Source organism: Bacillus sp. SRL543, from assembly GCF_984799205.1.
This window is the reverse complement of sequence record NZ_OZ481794.1, coordinates 1,598,555-1,613,299: the sequence shown is the minus strand read 5'-3', so window position 1 is coordinate 1,613,299 and position 14,745 is coordinate 1,598,555. Positions and strand designations below refer to the sequence as shown.

The following is a 14,745-nucleotide window of genomic DNA, read 5'->3' as shown; positions in this document are numbered from 1 at the left end:
ATACAATCAGCCAAAACAGAAATAGACTAATCTACCAAAATTGATTGCATGCCTGCAGCTGCTCCCGGTTAAAATCGAGGCAGAATAGTCAATCTGGCCTAAGGATCGCCAACAGCCGGCCGTATGGCAAACAGCCTCTTTTTGTCATCGGGTCCGCGGCTGCTGCATACGCTAGTAAAGACTTTTTTTAGAGCCCGTTTATGCTTTGCGTGCATTTATATTTTAACGGAGGTTGCAAATACCATGAGATCAGACAGATATTCCAGCAGGCGGCCAATATCATGGAAGATCCCTTTCCTCATCCTGATGACGGCGGCAGCAGTTTCTCTAATTTTCTACTATTCCACAAGCACTATCAAAATAAAATCACCGGAAAAGGACCTGGGCCAAAAGGTAGTCATTGAACTGCCTGCAGGCAAGAATATTTACACTTACGAAAAGCTGTTGATCAAAGAAAATGGAAAGCTTTACTATAAAGGTGAACGAAACGAAATAGATTTGACTGGCGGCAGGATCATATATGAAGATTGGGACTAAGTTTTCATTTGCCGAAACAGGCGGCGCTTCATTATGATAGATTTTCAGGGTAAAGAAAACAAATCATCAGTAAAAGGAGATGAAAAGCTTGGGCAGCTACCGGAATGCATTAACCCCGCTTATGGCCAGGCTGAAAGCACTTCGAAAAGTACAGGAGGCATATGGCAGCCTGCCATCAAAGCTTAAAATCGGACACCGCGGAGCCGCAGGAACCAGGCCGGAAAATACCTTTTCATCATTTGACTATGCGATTCAAAAGGGAGCAGATTTTCTTGAATTTGATGTCCAGCGAACCAAGGATGGAATGCTTGCCGTCATTCATGATCCTACTGTCGACCGGACGACAGACGGAAAGGGAAAGGTTTCTTCCCTGACATGGAAAGAGCTGAGGAGCCTGGATGCAGGCAGCTGGCATTCAAAGGAATTTGCGGGGGAAATCATTCCGTCATTCACTGAAATGCTGGATAAATATGCTGAAAAAGCAGGGCTCCTGATCGAGCTGAAGAAGCCTGCCCTTTACCCGGGGATAGAAGAACAGATCGCAGAAGAACTAAAAAGGCGTAACCTGGACAATGGCGCGGGATCCCGGATCATCATCCAATCTTTTGACAGGAGCTCAATGGAAAAGATCCATAGTCTGCTCCCTTCCATCCCGGTCGGAATTCTTCTGAATTACAAGGCGAAGAGGATGAGCGAAAGAGAGCTTGAACAGATTGCAGAGTATGCCAGCTATTTAAATCCAAAACATACCATCGCGAGCAGGCAGCTTCTGGACCGGATACACCAGAAAGGCATGAAGGCAATTATATGGACCATCAGGACAGAAAAAGAAGCAGAAAAAGCTTTGAAGCTCCCTGCTGATGGCATTGTAGCAGATTTTATCGAGCTCCTTGACTGAAGCGCAGCCAAGGGGCCGCTTTTTTGGACAAGCTTCCTGCCTAAAAGCCCTGGGTCCTTTTGGCAAATTGAAATAAGTAGCGGAAATTGATCCTGCTGTGCTGGGAGATGAGGAATGCTGATTGGGTGGCATTGGGTTTCCTGAGTGTATTGAGGGCAGCAACCATTTCCTGCTCTGACATGATGCCTATTCCATGCCCAAAATATGTGTCATTGCCCAGATATACTGCATTTTCGCCCGTCCAGACCGGGTGCCCGAAATCAGGATTATAAAAATAGACAATGTCACCCGGAATGAAGTACGACCCTATTTTTGTAATAATGCCCAGATCTCTGTCATAATTCCAATCCCATACCAGCAGATTTTGGAACAGCTGGTTAAAGTAGCGGACAGAAATAGACTCAAGCACTGCCTTGTACAAGATAATCACGATGGCGGTTGAACATTCAAAAGCATATTTGCTGCCATTGGAAAAAACATCGTTGACCGCGTCCGAAGGGCGAACGTCCGGCCTTAAGGCATATCCCGCCCTTGTTTTGGTCCAATATGCCGGATTGAAGAAAGAGTCTTGGAAGGCGGCAAAAACAGCGCCGCTCTTACTCAGCTTCCTGGAGTAGTACAGAATTCTTTCCCTTGTTTCCAGCTCAAACAAGAGCTCCCCAGCAGTATTATAATAAAATGTCTCCGGGCTTCTATCTAACGCTTGCCATATAGCCCTTTGGCTTTCTGGCAGCATATCAGCGGACAGCCCTGGAAAAACGGGCAGCTGTATCATAGAAAACTCCTTTCCAAGTACGGCTTCCCTATACCTTATGGCAGAGGTCTCTTTAAAATGCCCCTGAGTTTTGCCCGCTGCCCGCAGAAAAGCCCGTCATCATTCAGATGGCAGGCCCCTCTGTCCAATCAATCCCCCTGCAGGGCTTGTTCATGTTTCTTAACACTTTCAATAAATGAAGACGCACATCAAAGTTCTCGTATAAAAACAGGAGTGTATCTCCCTCCTGGGATAATGACCAGGCTTTCTGATAAGCTTCGAGTTCATCCGGGCAAATGAACACTGACTGGCTGTCAATAACCTTTGAAGCAGCACTTTCAAAAGTGATGCGATTTCAAGGGGCAGTCTTCCTCTCAGATCTTTATCTTCCTTTATAACTATTAAATCTGAATGGCCCGCTGTAATTTCTGCCATCCTAGCAATATCAGAATCAGACCGGTCTCCCGGAGCCGAAAGGATGGTGATGAGCCTCTTATTCTTCATATGATCGGCCGTATCAAAGACAGCTGACAGCCCTGCAGCATTATGGGCATAGTCAATAATGATTTCCCGCCCCTGAACAGGGAAAGCATTGAACCTTCCCCTGGAATTTCTGGAGTCAGGCATAAAGGATAAAGCCTTTTCTTTGAGTGTTTCAAGACATACTCCTTGCGCAGCCGCCGCGGCCAAGGCCTGCAGCAGATTGGCTATATTGTGCCTTGCCCTGCCATTGATTGTTACAGGTACATCAGCAGCAGGCAGGAATTCCGCCTTGATGCCCGCTTCCGCGTACACAATCTGGCCCATGCTGTCCAGATACCAAAGAGGTTCACCCTTCTCAAGAGCCCTTCGGGAGCCTTCGCTCTGTTCATCCAATGATGTATAAATGACTTTCCCCTTGGTGTATGCTGCCATTTTTAATGTCTCCGGATCATCGGCATTTAAGATGCAATAGCCTCCTTCAATGACCACTTCCGGTATCAGCCTTTTCAGTTTTACGAGCTGGCCGAAATCTCAATCCCGTCCAGTCCGAGATGATCTTCAGAGACATTGGTGACAATCCCCACATCACAATGGCGGAAGGCAAGCCCTTCTCTGAGGATTCCTCCCCTGGCAGACTCGAGCACCGCTATATCAACATTAGGATGGCTTAATATCTTCCGTGCCGAAATCGGTCCTGAGCAGTCCCCTGTATCGATGCACTGTTCCCCGACATAGACACCATCCGAACTGGTGTATCTTCATTAAATCCCAAGCTACTATACCCCCGTATAATCCTAAATGAAACCGCATCCATTAAAAAATCACAAAATAAAAAACAGCCCTTTGCCCTGGGCCGTTTTCATTCAGATCAAAGCATTGCGGTCTTCCATTTGCGGCGGCTCTTCCATCCATCCGTTCTTGGCCATGATCCTTCCGCCTTCATGTCCATATGTATAGATATCTTTCGCCAGAGCTGCCATTTTCAAAGGCAGATCATTGCGCAGGCTGAAGGCAGTGCCTATGGCATTGCTTCCGAGTCCGAAGCTGCACAAAAGACTGGTGCAATAAAGCATGAGTTTATCAGTGAAAGGGCCTTCAGTCGAAGATGTAGGGTACCCGGCAGAAGTAGATGGCACCTGTATATCACTATCTGTCAGCTTTTGTCCAAATTCAATAATGATCTTCTGGGAAAGGTCTTTCCCTTTATTGAGGAAGTCCCTCACTTCCTGCTTCTTTGCAGTCTGTGCAAATCCAGTGATCATTTGCATACCCGTTACATTGCTTTCAATAGCATGATATATAAACGCGACTTCAACTGTGTTCAGAGATCTTTTGTTGCCAAAAAGGTCGTTTCCCTTCATATATCCAGTACCCTCGGCAATCTCAACATCCCTGGGCATCGTAACGGAAGGCGGCCGCGGCAGCAGGCCCTTCTTGAGCAAAAACTGTGTAAAATGCTGATAGAACTCCTGTGTAACCTGCGAAAGATTCCTGTATAAGCTGATGATATCCTCTCTGTAAGCCATGCTGAGATGGAGCGTATGGAGCCCCATGCTGATTTCCTTCATCAGCCTCAGAAAGTGGATATCAAAATAAGGCTGATACAGAACTGGGGCATCGGGATTGACATCCTGAGAGGTAAAACCCATAGGGATGACTGCACCATCTTCCTTAAGTATACGCTCTATACTTTCTTTAAATGGGGATATCTGGACCAATAAAGACTGCAGCAGCTCTTTTCCTTCCGGATCTTCAGCCTTTCTAATAAAATATGGCAGCATATGAATCAGCATTGTTTTTTGCTGATATGTCATCCATAAAGTACCTAGTTCAGACGATGAAATCGCCGGCTTGTTTCCCATGGGACCACTCCTTTTAAAATGCCTGCATAATTAAGTATGGTCTCCAAAAATCTCCCATTGGATTCATGATTCGCTCAAAGTAAAAGCTGCCTCCGCGGGGCAGCCTGCTTACACTTATTCAGAATCCTCTTCGGTGCCTTCATCAGAATCTGTTCCGGCATCTTCATTCTGCTCTGTATCTGTGCCAGTATCCGTATCCTCATCTTCCGTACCGCTGCATCCAGTAACTGCCATTGATAAAGATAGAGCTGCAAAAAGCATCAATAACCATTTTTTCACTTATTATTCCTCCTCTTTTATTATCATGAACCGGTTACAGCCTTATCTTACAAAATTTTTTAAAAATAAAAATAGAATTTTGGGGATCTTAACTTCTCTTAACCGTAACTTATCGCCTGCTTATAAAATTTACCAATTCTTTATATAAGAACATTTCCTTTGTCCCTTTACAGAACGGCTTGCCTGCCATATTACTCAATGATTCCCGTCCCCATGATCTTTGACTCTGCTTTTACATGGATGTTGATTTCCGGATAGATTTCATTCCATTTCTCCCACTCATCATGGTTAAAATGGCTGGCCCTGTAAGCCAGTCCAAACCCCATGGGATCCAGTGAATTTTCCTGGAATTTTTTCAGCAGGTCTTTCACAATCCTTTCTATCTCCTTCTCAAGAAGCTTGTTATAAAGCTCAAGCTCTTTTTCCGATAGATCGCTTCTTGATTCTTCTATTGTACCCTGGACAGAAATGCCAACTTCTACAGCAGCACCTTTGCTTTCTTCAATAATCTTGATATCAGATTTATAGTTATCAATGGAAACAACGAAGAATTTGCCTTGTTCTTTAACTGTGATCTGCTGTTTTTCAAATTCGTGCTTAAGGGCATTAAAGGTCTTTGTCTCATTTTTCGAAAGCCGCATGGCGCGTTTATGGTTCATGAAAATATCGGCCTGGTTGATTTCAAGAAGGCCATTCTTCACCTTGACAACCGGCAGCACCGGATTGATCCCTTTGCTCTTGCTTTCTCTGTAAAATTGGAATAAATATTTGGAAATCGTATAAGGCGACTCAGACCCCTGAAGGTCAAAAGAAAGAAAAAGTGTATTGGATGCCAGCCTCTCAGAAGGAGGTTTTACTTTCATCACCTCTTCAGCAGTAGGCTTGCCGATCGCCATCCAGGCAATTTTCTGGATATCCCTTCTTCTGTAAAACCAGTCCATTTCACGTTTGATGCTTGCATCCGTCAATTGGTCTCCCAGCAGGATGACTTTCAGGTGCCCAAAATCAAGCTCCTTATCCACCCTAGATTTAATGATTCTGATTGCTTCTGAAAGGGTTTCCGAGGTTTCTGTGACAACAACAAAACGGCTGTCATCCGACCTGGTGTCTGCGGTAGGTATGGCAAGCTTTAAGGAAACCTTGATCAAATCACCGCCTTCCTCGGACCGGTCGATCCCCATTGTCACAACAAAAAACCGGTTGTCGATATCCTTGAATCCGCAGCCTCCCAAAAACATTACAAGAACGAAAACAGCCATCAGCTCTTTCTTCATTTGTTCTTCCTCCAGGAAAGCAATAATAACAGAACAATCACAATGTATTCGCTTGGCATGCGGATATTCATCCACCAAACCGTAAAGACAGACATAATCTCTTCATTAACAATAAACTCTCCAAAAAAATATATCACCGCAAATAGGAGCAGCGGGCTGTTTTTTAAAAGTGCCCCGGTTTTCGACTTCTTCTTTTTCATAGGAAGCTGAACCGCACTTTTGATCAGTGCCTGCGCTACATGCCAGTGGACGACAACATTCATCAGAGAAATACCTATATAGATTAGGATAAAAATATAGAAGGCCCGTTCAATAAAGGCCAGTTCCATTCTGACTGCATCTGCACTCGACAGCCAGGGATATGCCAGATCCCCCACCCCTTCAAAGCCAAAGGTGCCGATCGGAACGAAATACGTTGTTGCCAGCACCGCTGCTCCCGCCGGGAGGACCAGCAAAAAAAAGCGGGGCTTAGCCTTCCCCTTCAGCACTACATTGAAAATGACTAAATTTGCGTATCCGGAAAAGACATATGTTGCAGCAGATACCGACTTCCAGGTAGGCATATGCCACAGATGGGTGGCTGCCTCTTTAATGTCGAACCAGCTCAGCGATCCGCTGAGATAAATCTTAACAAGAAGCAGAACCGCAAGCGGCCCGTTCAGGATGAGGATGATTTCAAGGAGGTAAAGCACCTTTTCGGGCTTTGAAGAAGCCGCCCATATAACAAATAGCAGAAAGAAAAGTGCTATCTGCCATTTCTCCATGTCCGGATTGATGAATCTTTCTGTTATATCTGTAAAGGCATAAAGAGTGATAAGGCCTGATGTCAGCCATAAGCCCGCCAAGTAAAGAATAAGCAGCTTCCCGGCCCATCCCGGAACAAAAGAATTCTTCAAAATCTGCGGCAGGCTTCTTCCTTCAAAGCTGCTCATCGCCCTAGAGAAAAAATAGGTTCCGATTACTCCAAGAGGCAAAGCAACCGCCATTGACATCACGGCGCCGCCTGAACGCTCGTCAATCAGCATCTTAGGCACAAACACAATGATATTGGCCAGCATATTCAGCAAAATCAAATAATAAAAATAACGGCTAGTCATTCGGACCTCCTTGCTTCTACTGTTTACTGCCTTCACCAAAAAACATTTTCAGGTACGGCTTTCCGAAGCTGTCCAATCGGACAAGGAAGAGTAGCAGGCCCATCAGGCCGATAACCAGGCCAATCATGCCGGTCAAAGCCGCCAGAAGGAGGATGACATATTTCATTACCCTCATCGAGAAACTCATTTCATTGATCGGAATTACAAAATTGGAAATGGCAACAGCAGAGACGATAATGATCATGATGTTTGACACCAGCCCTGCCTCTGTTGCAGCCTGCCCCAAAATCAGCCCTCCAACCGTTGTCGCTGTCGATCCAATCGATTTAGGGAGCCTGATGGATGCCTCTGTCAAAAGCTCCATCATAATCAGCATGAACAGCACCTCCAGATAAGATGGATACGGGACTGATGATCTGCTCCCCGCAATGCCGAGTGCGAGCTGGACCTGGAAAACTTCAGGATTATAGGAAGTAATGGCTACATACAGGCCTGGCAGCAGCAGACTGATAAACAGGCCCAAATACCGCAGGGTGATTAGAAATCTCGAAACCCAATAAGGCTGATACAGATCTTCCATGGAGCTCATAAAATCAAAGAAAACAGCCGGCAGTATCAGGCCGAAAGGTGAACCTTCAATAAGGATGACCATTTTTCCCTGTGCCAGATTAAGGGCAATGCGATCTGTTCTTTCGGTGATCATAAATACAGGGAACAGCGTTTTCTTGTGCGGCGTCAGCATTCTATGGATTTCCCCGGCTGACTGGACAATTTTCTGCGAAGCTTTGATGATTTCTATTTTCTCTTTTATCCCTTTAAGGGTATCTTCCTCAATCTTCTCCTTGTCATAGAGGAGCAGAAGGCCCAGCCCGGAAACAGAGCCGATTTCATTTTCTTCCACCGTGAGACTTGTTTTATGATAGCGGTGGCGGATGATATTCAAGTTTGTCCCTAAATCCTCGCTTAAGGCAGTCTGCGGCCCCTGGATCGTCGTTTCGACCGTTGCATCCTTGACTCCCTGGCTTATGTATTTCCTGACCTGTACAACATAATACGTATCCCTGAACAATAGGATCGCTGAACCTCTCATCAGATCCTTCAGCGCCTGCCCTCTGTCCCGGAGCTCGCTGACTCCGGACAGGGAACAGATATATTTTTTGAATCCTGATTCATCCTGCAGCTTGAAAAAGGGCTCTACCAGCTGCTGCTGGATTTTGTCGGTATCGCATATACTTTTTATATAAAATAGATAGACAGAAACATCCGTTCCTTTTAGCTCCTGAACGGCAGCATCTGATGCATGTCCCGCCTTTTCCTTTAAATACCGGATAAGCTCTTCCCTCTTATTGCCGCCCTTGAACATCTCTTCACCAACTTACTTAAGAAATATCCACTATTGTCCCACTGTAAGGAAATTTCATGCAAAATCATTTCCCGAAAAAAACAGGATTTTTTTTTCGATCATTATTGACCAACAGAGAAAAAGGATATATAATAAATAACGTTGTCCCAGTAGCTCAGCAGGATAGAGCAACAGTTTCCTAAACTGTAGGTCGGGAGTTCGAATCTCTTCTGGGACGTATATTGAAAATGCCCGCTGCATATGCAGCGGGCATTTTTTTATTGTCACTGGAAAGAAAATCAGCCTGTACGTCCTGATGATTTGCACCCCTCCCTCCCGACAGCTGCACATTGAAATTCTCCTCCAAGTTTTTCACTTCTGAAAAAGGGTAATGTACTATTACACAATCATCAAGGAGGTTATATTCATGGCTGAAACAAATAAACACCAGGACAATGACTCCATTGAACAGGAAAAGAAGAAAGAACACAACAAAGATATTGAACCGCAAAGAGAAGGCTCCAAAACAGAAAAGAACAGAAAATAATCTCGTATAAGAGGTGATTTCGCATGGAACGCGAAAAAGACGGTAAATACGAACAGCAGGACATGGACAACCCTGAACAATTTAAAACCGACAAAGAAAGCATCTACGATAAATTCAAGGAAGAGCAGAATGTCGATACCATTCCTCTTGAAGATTTGAAGCAGGAGCAGCGCGAGGAGAAAATGGGGAGGAACACGAAAGATAATTCCTCCAGTGAAGAAAAGTATAATGCAGACTTCGAAACGATTGATAAAGATAAAATAGGAGGGGATTCTTATGACTAATAATGATGTGAAAGAAAAAGTGCTCAAAATATTGGAAGATAACAAAATAGGAACACTTGCCACAGTAAAAAGCAATAAGCCCCATACACGCTATATGACATTTTTCAACGATGAGCTGAAGCTTTATACTGCAACAAGCAAAGAGACCGATAAAACGGACGAAATTGAAGAAAATCCGAATGTGCATATACTTATCGGTTATGATGGCGAAGGGCTGGGAGATGCCTACCTCGAGATTGAAGGAAGGGCCTCTGTAAACGCTTCTGAAGATCTTAAGGAAAAGGTCTGGAATGACCATTTAAAGCCATGGTTCGACGGACCGAATGACCCTGCCTATATCGTCCTCGAAATACAGCCGACAAATGTCAGGGTAATGAACAGCAAAGACAGCTCTTTTGAAACCCTTGAATTATAATTTATAGAAACAGAAAGCAGGCAGCCCCGCTGCCTGCTTTCTGTTTTATTTAAATTCCTTCCCATCCGATGACAGTGTCAAAATCTTTGTACTGTGACAAATAATAATCCGCTCCAGGTGTACTATTCTGGAAAAGGCAAGTCTTTATGCCCAGCTCCTTCGCCGGAAGGATATCCAGTTCCCTGTCCCCGATGGCAAGATCAATGCTGTTTATAGCATGCAGATATTCATAAGATGCTTTATGCGGCTTCCTCGGATATCCATCATCACCGGCAACCAGATCGGCAAATAAGGAGGACATATCATGATGCTCCAATATGGCCAGCACATCCTCCCTTTCTTTATGTGTCATGATGACATTGCATCCTGCCCTTTTCAGCACATCCTTCACTCCAGGGAAGGGCTGCAAATCTTGCGGCTTCAGACTTCTTGCCATCTGCCTTATGTAAGAAATCTCCACTTCGTTAAGATTATAATAGCTGAAGGCATGGGTGAAGGATATCTTTAATTGGGACAAAATCTCTTCCTGTTCTGCCTTTCTCCCCAGCACGTCTTTCACAATCCGCGTATAGGCGGGATATGTATCAAAAAGTGTCCCGTCAAAGTCCCATAAAATATTCATCCCTGCTCCTTTCCGGCTATTGCTTTGCTGCCGGCATTGATTGTATTCAGTATCTGCTCGATCGGCTTTGGCCTGGAAAAGTAGAATCCCTGCGCCTCATCACATCCGATTTCCATCAGGAATGACAGCTGCTCCGGAGTTTCAACTCCCTCTGCAGTAATCTGCATGCCAAGATGCTTGCCCATAGACACAATGGAAGCTACCAAGGCTTTGTTATGCTCATCACTTTCCATTTGCTGTATAAAGGTTTTGTCTATTTTAAGGCGCTGGATCTGCAGCTCCTGCAGGTTGCTCAGCGAATTATATCCTGTGCCAAAATCGTCGACGCTCAGCATCAGGCCCAGGTCAAGCAGCTGCATAAAAGCATCTCCCGCAGAATAGGCATCATTCATGGCCACCCTTTCTGTTATTTCCAGTTCAAGAAGCTTCGGGTCCAGGCCGGTTTCATTTAGAATGGCCGAAACAGTTTCCACAATATCCTTTTGAATAAGCTGCTTGATTGAGAAATTCACTGAAATGATATATTGCCTGCCATATTTTTCGTTAATAGCGGATATTTCTCTGCACGCCTGCCTCAGCACCCAGCTTCCGATTTCAGAAATGGAGCCGGATTCCTCGGCTATCGGAATAAACTCAGCCGGGGGAATAAAGCCGATTGAAGGATGCTTCCATCTCAGAAGCGCTTCATATCCATTCACTGATTGGTCGGATACTCTGATTTTCGGCTGGAAGTGCACTTCCAGTTCATCCCGCACTAAAGCATGCTTTAAATCTTCCTTCAACGTCATCTTGCGGATGATGCTCTCGTCAAGCTCAAGCGTGAAGATAAAGTATGTGTTCCTCCCTTTATCCTTGGAGTTGTACATAGCTATATCCGCCTTTTTCATAATGTCATTAACATCTTTTCCATGCGTCGGGAATAAGGCTATTCCGATGCTCGTTGTGATAATAATTTCATGTTCAAGAATCTGGACAGGCTTTACAACCTTTTCAATCAGTTCTGTTGAAAAATGGTCAAGCTGCAGATTTTCCTTAACAGGCTTCAAGATGATGAACTCATCGCCGCCCAGCCTGCCCACAATGTCTCCGCTGGCAGAATTCTCTTTCAGCCTGGCTGCAATCTGTTTCAGCAGCTCATCCCCGATATTATGGCCGAGAAGATCATTGACATGCTTAAAATGATCCAGGTCGATAAAAACAACAGCAAACTGGATATCCTCTGCCATCCACTCCTCAATGGACTGCATGACCTTTCTCCTGTTCGGGAGTCCTGTCAATGTATCATGATAGGCAAGGTGATTGAGGTGCTTATTGCTTTCGACCAATTCCTGTTCTTTCCGGTTATACTGCTTTTCCCCGTAAACCGTCGTCACACCGAGAAGCAGCAGAATGGACAGCACCTCTGTTAAGAATAAGCTGTTGCCCCCGCTGCTGTTCAAGCTCCTGATGATTTCAATGGTGCTCCCCACAAATGTATAAGCTACCAGAAGCGCTCCAAAGGAAAGAAACCATAAAGGCACCTTTTGCTTATTGAACACTTTATCAATATAAATCTGCTGGACGAACCGGAAGCATAGAAATAATGAAATAATGAAGAACAAGCTGGCAATGAGAATATGCTCAGTGCTGACAACTAACGAAGGATTTATTTTTCTGACAAAATACACATCTATTCCTATTGTAAATGCAACAAAGAATACACACAGCACCATATTCTTGAGGGACATTTCCCGGTCATCTTTAACTCCCGCAAATTGAAAAAGAACCATATAAATAGCGAGCTGGCACAGAAAAATGGCCAGGCTTTGCAGTGTAAATGCATCTGCAGGTTCAATAAATCCGTAAATGCTTAAAAGGGTCATCAGCTGCAGCCACACATAAAAGGAGCTGGAAATCGGAAGAAGCAGTGTCTGGGAATACTTTTGTTTTTGATAGATATATCTGCTTCCCAGGAAAACGGAAGAAAAAAAGATGAACGCAAGCAGCACCATAGCTGCTGCAGAAATAATATAGCTGTTCACAATGATGTCCACCTATCCTAGTCTAGTCTATTATCAGGAAAATATTACTATATCCTTATGATTATATTACTATCCCACCCCTCTAGTGTCAAAGTCGGATATGCGGCAGCCTGCAAATGAAAGAAGCATCCTCACGATTGAGAATGCTCCTCTTATAGTCTATTTTTCTGCTGAATATTGTTCAGGCAGATTGTCGATTTCTCTTGAAAGCCGACCAGTTAAAATATAGAAATACATTTGGAAATCTGCCCGAAGCGACCAGAATGGATGTCCAAAAGTTGCAGGCTTGTTTCCTTCAATAAAGAAATGGGAGAACCAGGCAAACCCATATGCAATGACCGGCGCCAGGATGATGAACCAGAAGTTCAAATAAATGATGGCAAGAGCAATACAGATATAAACAAAAGTAGTGCCGATGAAATGCCATGTCCTTGTGGATTTTTTGCTGTGCTGCGACAGGTAAAAGGGCCAGAACTCAGTATAATTCTCGAACTCTCTCATAGATTCAACTCCTTTCTTTTTCCGGAAGGCAAAGAAACTCAGATAACCGGCTTCCAATCAGCCTTATTGCATGGTTCCCTTCTTCGCGGCTTGAGAGGCCGTCGATCAGGACAGCAGCATATAAGGCATCCCGGCCTGCAGTGAAGATGGCACAATCATGCTCAATTCCAGGCAGCTCTCCGGTTTTATTGGCAATCTTCAGCTCAGTGCAGTCCGCAATGGCCGGAAGCTTTTCTCTGAATTGCTGCGCTTCCATTATATCGAGCATTCTGCTGCGGCTCTTTTCGGAAAATACTTTTCCTTCTTTTATTACTCTCAGGCATTTAACCATATCCGCAGCAGCGGTGTAATTTTCAATACCTTTTGCTGCCGCTTCAAAATCCATCATTTTTCTGCCCAGTACAGTTGTTTGAAGGCCAAAGCCAAGCATTCTATCATTAATATTCTTCATGCCAAGCACTTTGATCAGCAGATTTGCAGCTGAATTGTCAGAGACGGCAATCATAAGTGTTATAAAGTCTATCAGTCTTAAAGAAGCTCCTTTTGAAAGGAATTGAATGATCCCGGCTCCGCCTGCCTTTTCAATTTCGCCAATAGGCACCTGCTCATTGAGGTCAATGGCGCCCTCCTCTTCCTGAAAGAAAGCTTCCATCATGATCGGGATTTTGATGAGGCTTGCTGCAGGATATTTTCGCCCGCTGTTCATATAGATGGCCGCCTGGCCGTATTCAACTGCCAGACTGGCATTGCCCGGACATTGGCTGAGGATATCAGCTAGCCTCTGTTCAAGCTGATTGAACTTTTCAGAGAACAGCCCGGTCATTTAGATGCTGCTGCCTGTGAGCTGTCATGATTTCCAGTCAGCTTGGGATCGTATAAATGGCAGGCGACAAACTGTGATTTTTCCGCCTCCTGCCAGACAGGCGTCTTTTCTGCACAAATATCCATGCTGTGAGGACATCTGGTCCGGAACACACAGCCGCTTGGAGGATCGATAGGGCTGGGAAGCTCGCCTTGAAGGATGATTCTTTCCCTTTGATCCTCGACATCCGGATCCGGGATCGGAATGGCTGAAAGCAAAGCGCGTGTATATGGATGAAGCGGGTTCCGATACAATTCCTTACTGGTTGTAAGCTCCATCATTTGCCCCAGATACATGACGCCGATCCGGTCGCTAATCTGCTTGACCATTGAAAGGTCATGGGCGATGAATAAATATGTCAGCCCTTTGTCTTTCTGAAGCTTTTTGAGCAGGTTCACCACCTGGGCCTGGACCGAAACATCCAATGCTGAAATCGGTTCATCTGCTATTATGAATTCAGGCTCAAGGGCAAGGGCCCTCGCAATTCCGATCCTTTGTCTCTGTCCCCCGCTGAATTCATGCGGATATCGTCCGGCGTGCTCTCTATTAAGTCCGACATCCTCCAGAAGCTGATAAATCTTTTCCATCCTCTTTTGTTTGTTCCGAAATAAGCCATGGACCTCCATTGGCTCGGCAATGATCTCGCCTACTGTTGAACGGGGATTAAGAGAAGCATAGGGATCCTGGAAGATCATCTGCATTTGCTTGTGAAAGGAGAACCTCTCCCTGTTAGTCATACTATGAACGTTTCTTCCATTAAAAATGACTTCCCCATCAGTGCTGTCATAAAGTCCGATGATCGTCCGGCCGGCAGTCGATTTGCCGCACCCTGATTCTCCGACAATCCCGAGGGTCTCTCCTTTTTTTATATCAAAGGAAATGCCGTCTACGGCTTTTAATACCTCTCCTTTTCCGAGCGCAAAATGTTTTTTGAGATTTTTCACTTCAAGTATGCTCTCAGGCATTG

Annotated in this window: 18 protein-coding genes and 1 tRNA gene; 6 read left to right on the top strand and 13 right to left on the bottom strand. The window is 44.9% G+C overall.

The genetic code is table 11. From position 1 onward, the window contains the following. The first annotated feature begins 243 nt into the window (after positions 1–243). Complete coding sequence (locus tag AC4E8B_RS08230) at positions 244–537, top strand: hypothetical protein (RefSeq protein ID WP_490218089.1); 294 nt, start codon at positions 244–246, stop codon at positions 535–537. Between the two features lie 79 nt (positions 538–616). Further along, positions 617–1,435, top strand: coding sequence for a glycerophosphodiester phosphodiesterase (locus tag AC4E8B_RS08225; RefSeq protein WP_490218087.1), 819 nt, complete (start codon positions 617–619; stop codon positions 1,433–1,435). Between the two features lie 40 nt (positions 1,436–1,475). Here the strand turns inward: AC4E8B_RS08225 and AC4E8B_RS08220 are convergent, their stop codons facing one another. From AC4E8B_RS08220 to AC4E8B_RS08185, 8 genes are all read right to left on the bottom strand, one after another. After that, entirely contained in the window at positions 1,476–2,171 is a 696-nt protein-coding gene (locus AC4E8B_RS08220) for a protein-glutamine gamma-glutamyltransferase (protein ID WP_490219574.1), read from the bottom strand. A gap of 207 nt (positions 2,172–2,378) precedes the next feature. Next, a complete protein-coding gene (locus tag AC4E8B_RS08215; RefSeq protein ID WP_490218086.1) occupies positions 2,379–3,161 on the bottom strand; it encodes a glutamate ligase domain-containing protein in 783 nt (260 codons plus the stop codon). 23 nt (positions 3,162–3,184) lie between these two features. Further along, positions 3,185–3,316, bottom strand: a complete 132-nt coding sequence (locus tag AC4E8B_RS08210) for a hypothetical protein (RefSeq protein ID WP_490218085.1) — start codon at positions 3,314–3,316, stop codon at positions 3,185–3,187. A gap of 219 nt (positions 3,317–3,535) precedes the next feature. Further along, positions 3,536–4,534 (bottom strand): DUF3231 family protein, encoded by a 999-nt coding sequence (locus AC4E8B_RS08205; RefSeq protein ID WP_490218084.1) that lies wholly within the window; start codon positions 4,532–4,534, stop codon positions 3,536–3,538. A 114-nt stretch (positions 4,535–4,648) separates the two neighbouring features. Further along, entirely contained in the window at positions 4,649–4,813 is a 165-nt protein-coding gene (locus tag AC4E8B_RS08200) for a hypothetical protein (protein ID WP_490218083.1), read from the bottom strand. A 191-nt stretch (positions 4,814–5,004) separates the two neighbouring features. Then, positions 5,005–6,087, bottom strand: coding sequence for a Ger(x)C family spore germination protein (locus AC4E8B_RS08195; RefSeq protein ID WP_490218082.1), 1,083 nt, complete (start codon positions 6,085–6,087; stop codon positions 5,005–5,007). After that, positions 6,084–7,184, bottom strand: a complete 1,101-nt coding sequence (locus AC4E8B_RS08190; RefSeq protein WP_490218081.1) for a GerAB/ArcD/ProY family transporter — start codon at positions 7,182–7,184, stop codon at positions 6,084–6,086. The genes AC4E8B_RS08195 and AC4E8B_RS08190 overlap by 4 nt, the downstream gene beginning before the upstream one ends. A gap of 16 nt (positions 7,185–7,200) precedes the next feature. Further along, entirely contained in the window at positions 7,201–8,547 is a 1,347-nt protein-coding gene (locus AC4E8B_RS08185; protein ID WP_490218080.1) for a spore germination protein, read from the bottom strand. 143 nt (positions 8,548–8,690) lie between these two features. On the opposite strand from AC4E8B_RS08185, the gene AC4E8B_RS08180 reads away from it, so the two are divergent. The 4 genes from AC4E8B_RS08180 to AC4E8B_RS08165 all read left to right on the top strand — a co-directional run bounded on the left by AC4E8B_RS08180 (position 8,691) and on the right by AC4E8B_RS08165 (position 9,772). Next, positions 8,691–8,764: transfer RNA gene (locus tag AC4E8B_RS08180), tRNA-Arg, on the top strand. A 189-nt stretch (positions 8,765–8,953) separates the two neighbouring features. Further along, complete coding sequence (locus AC4E8B_RS08175) at positions 8,954–9,073, top strand: 3-methyladenine DNA glycosylase (RefSeq protein ID WP_490218079.1); 120 nt, start codon at positions 8,954–8,956, stop codon at positions 9,071–9,073. A 23-nt stretch (positions 9,074–9,096) separates the two neighbouring features. Continuing rightward, a complete protein-coding gene (locus AC4E8B_RS08170; protein WP_490218078.1) occupies positions 9,097–9,357 on the top strand; it encodes a hypothetical protein in 261 nt (86 codons plus the stop codon). Then, entirely contained in the window at positions 9,350–9,772 is a 423-nt protein-coding gene (locus tag AC4E8B_RS08165) for a pyridoxamine 5'-phosphate oxidase family protein (protein WP_490218077.1), read from the top strand. Before AC4E8B_RS08170 ends, AC4E8B_RS08165 begins: the two co-directional genes overlap by 8 nt. A gap of 49 nt (positions 9,773–9,821) precedes the next feature. Here AC4E8B_RS08165 and AC4E8B_RS08160 read toward each other — a convergent pair whose 3' ends face one another. The 5 genes from AC4E8B_RS08160 to AC4E8B_RS08140 all read right to left on the bottom strand — a co-directional run bounded on the left by AC4E8B_RS08160 (position 9,822) and on the right by AC4E8B_RS08140 (position 14,743). Next, a complete protein-coding gene (locus AC4E8B_RS08160) occupies positions 9,822–10,394 on the bottom strand; it encodes an HAD-IA family hydrolase (protein ID WP_490218076.1) in 573 nt (190 codons plus the stop codon). Beyond that, the gene (locus AC4E8B_RS08155; RefSeq protein WP_490218075.1) at positions 10,391–12,415 is read right to left on the bottom strand and encodes a putative bifunctional diguanylate cyclase/phosphodiesterase; all 2,025 of its coding nucleotides are present in this window, start codon (positions 12,413–12,415) and stop codon (positions 10,391–10,393) included. Before AC4E8B_RS08155 ends, AC4E8B_RS08160 begins: the two co-directional genes overlap by 4 nt. A gap of 159 nt (positions 12,416–12,574) precedes the next feature. Continuing rightward, complete coding sequence (locus AC4E8B_RS08150; RefSeq protein WP_490218074.1) at positions 12,575–12,916, bottom strand: Mpo1-like protein; 342 nt, start codon at positions 12,914–12,916, stop codon at positions 12,575–12,577. A 4-nt stretch (positions 12,917–12,920) separates the two neighbouring features. Continuing rightward, positions 12,921–13,739, bottom strand: coding sequence for a serine hydrolase (locus AC4E8B_RS08145; RefSeq protein WP_490218073.1), 819 nt, complete (start codon positions 13,737–13,739; stop codon positions 12,921–12,923). Continuing rightward, positions 13,736–14,743, bottom strand: a complete 1,008-nt coding sequence (locus AC4E8B_RS08140) for an ABC transporter ATP-binding protein (protein ID WP_490219572.1) — start codon at positions 14,741–14,743, stop codon at positions 13,736–13,738. The genes AC4E8B_RS08145 and AC4E8B_RS08140 overlap by 4 nt, the downstream gene beginning before the upstream one ends. Positions 14,744–14,745: the final 2 nt, after the last annotated feature.

Excerpts from the sequence above, each read along its gene's own strand:
- AC4E8B_RS08190 (WP_490218081.1), bottom strand. The coding sequence starts at position 7,184 with ATGACTAGCCGTTATTTTTATTATTTGATTTTGCTGAATATGCTGGCC.
- AC4E8B_RS08165 (WP_490218077.1), top strand. The coding sequence starts at position 9,350 with ATGACTAATAATGATGTGAAAGAAAAAGTGCTCAAAATATTGGAAGAT.
- AC4E8B_RS08175 (WP_490218079.1), top strand. The coding sequence starts at position 8,954 with ATGGCTGAAACAAATAAACACCAGGACAATGACTCCATTGAACAGGAA.
- AC4E8B_RS08230 (WP_490218089.1), top strand. The coding sequence starts at position 244 with ATGAGATCAGACAGATATTCCAGCAGGCGGCCAATATCATGGAAGATC.
- AC4E8B_RS08145 (WP_490218073.1), bottom strand. The coding sequence starts at position 13,739 with ATGACCGGGCTGTTCTCTGAAAAGTTCAATCAGCTTGAACAGAGGCTA.
- AC4E8B_RS08140 (WP_490219572.1), bottom strand. The coding sequence starts at position 14,743 with ATGCCTGAGAGCATACTTGAAGTGAAAAATCTCAAAAAACATTTTGCG.
- AC4E8B_RS08185 (WP_490218080.1), bottom strand. The coding sequence starts at position 8,547 with ATGTTCAAGGGCGGCAATAAGAGGGAAGAGCTTATCCGGTATTTAAAG.
- AC4E8B_RS08170 (WP_490218078.1), top strand. The coding sequence starts at position 9,097 with ATGGAACGCGAAAAAGACGGTAAATACGAACAGCAGGACATGGACAAC.
- AC4E8B_RS08195 (WP_490218082.1), bottom strand. The coding sequence starts at position 6,087 with ATGAAGAAAGAGCTGATGGCTGTTTTCGTTCTTGTAATGTTTTTGGGA.
- AC4E8B_RS08220 (WP_490219574.1), bottom strand. The coding sequence starts at position 2,171 with ATGCTGCCAGAAAGCCAAAGGGCTATATGGCAAGCGTTAGATAGAAGC.
- AC4E8B_RS08150 (WP_490218074.1), bottom strand. The coding sequence starts at position 12,916 with ATGAGAGAGTTCGAGAATTATACTGAGTTCTGGCCCTTTTACCTGTCG.
- AC4E8B_RS08205 (WP_490218084.1), bottom strand. The coding sequence starts at position 4,534 with ATGGGAAACAAGCCGGCGATTTCATCGTCTGAACTAGGTACTTTATGG.
- AC4E8B_RS08160 (WP_490218076.1), bottom strand. The coding sequence starts at position 10,394 with ATGAATATTTTATGGGACTTTGACGGGACACTTTTTGATACATATCCC.
- AC4E8B_RS08225 (WP_490218087.1), top strand. The coding sequence starts at position 617 with ATGAAAAGCTTGGGCAGCTACCGGAATGCATTAACCCCGCTTATGGCC.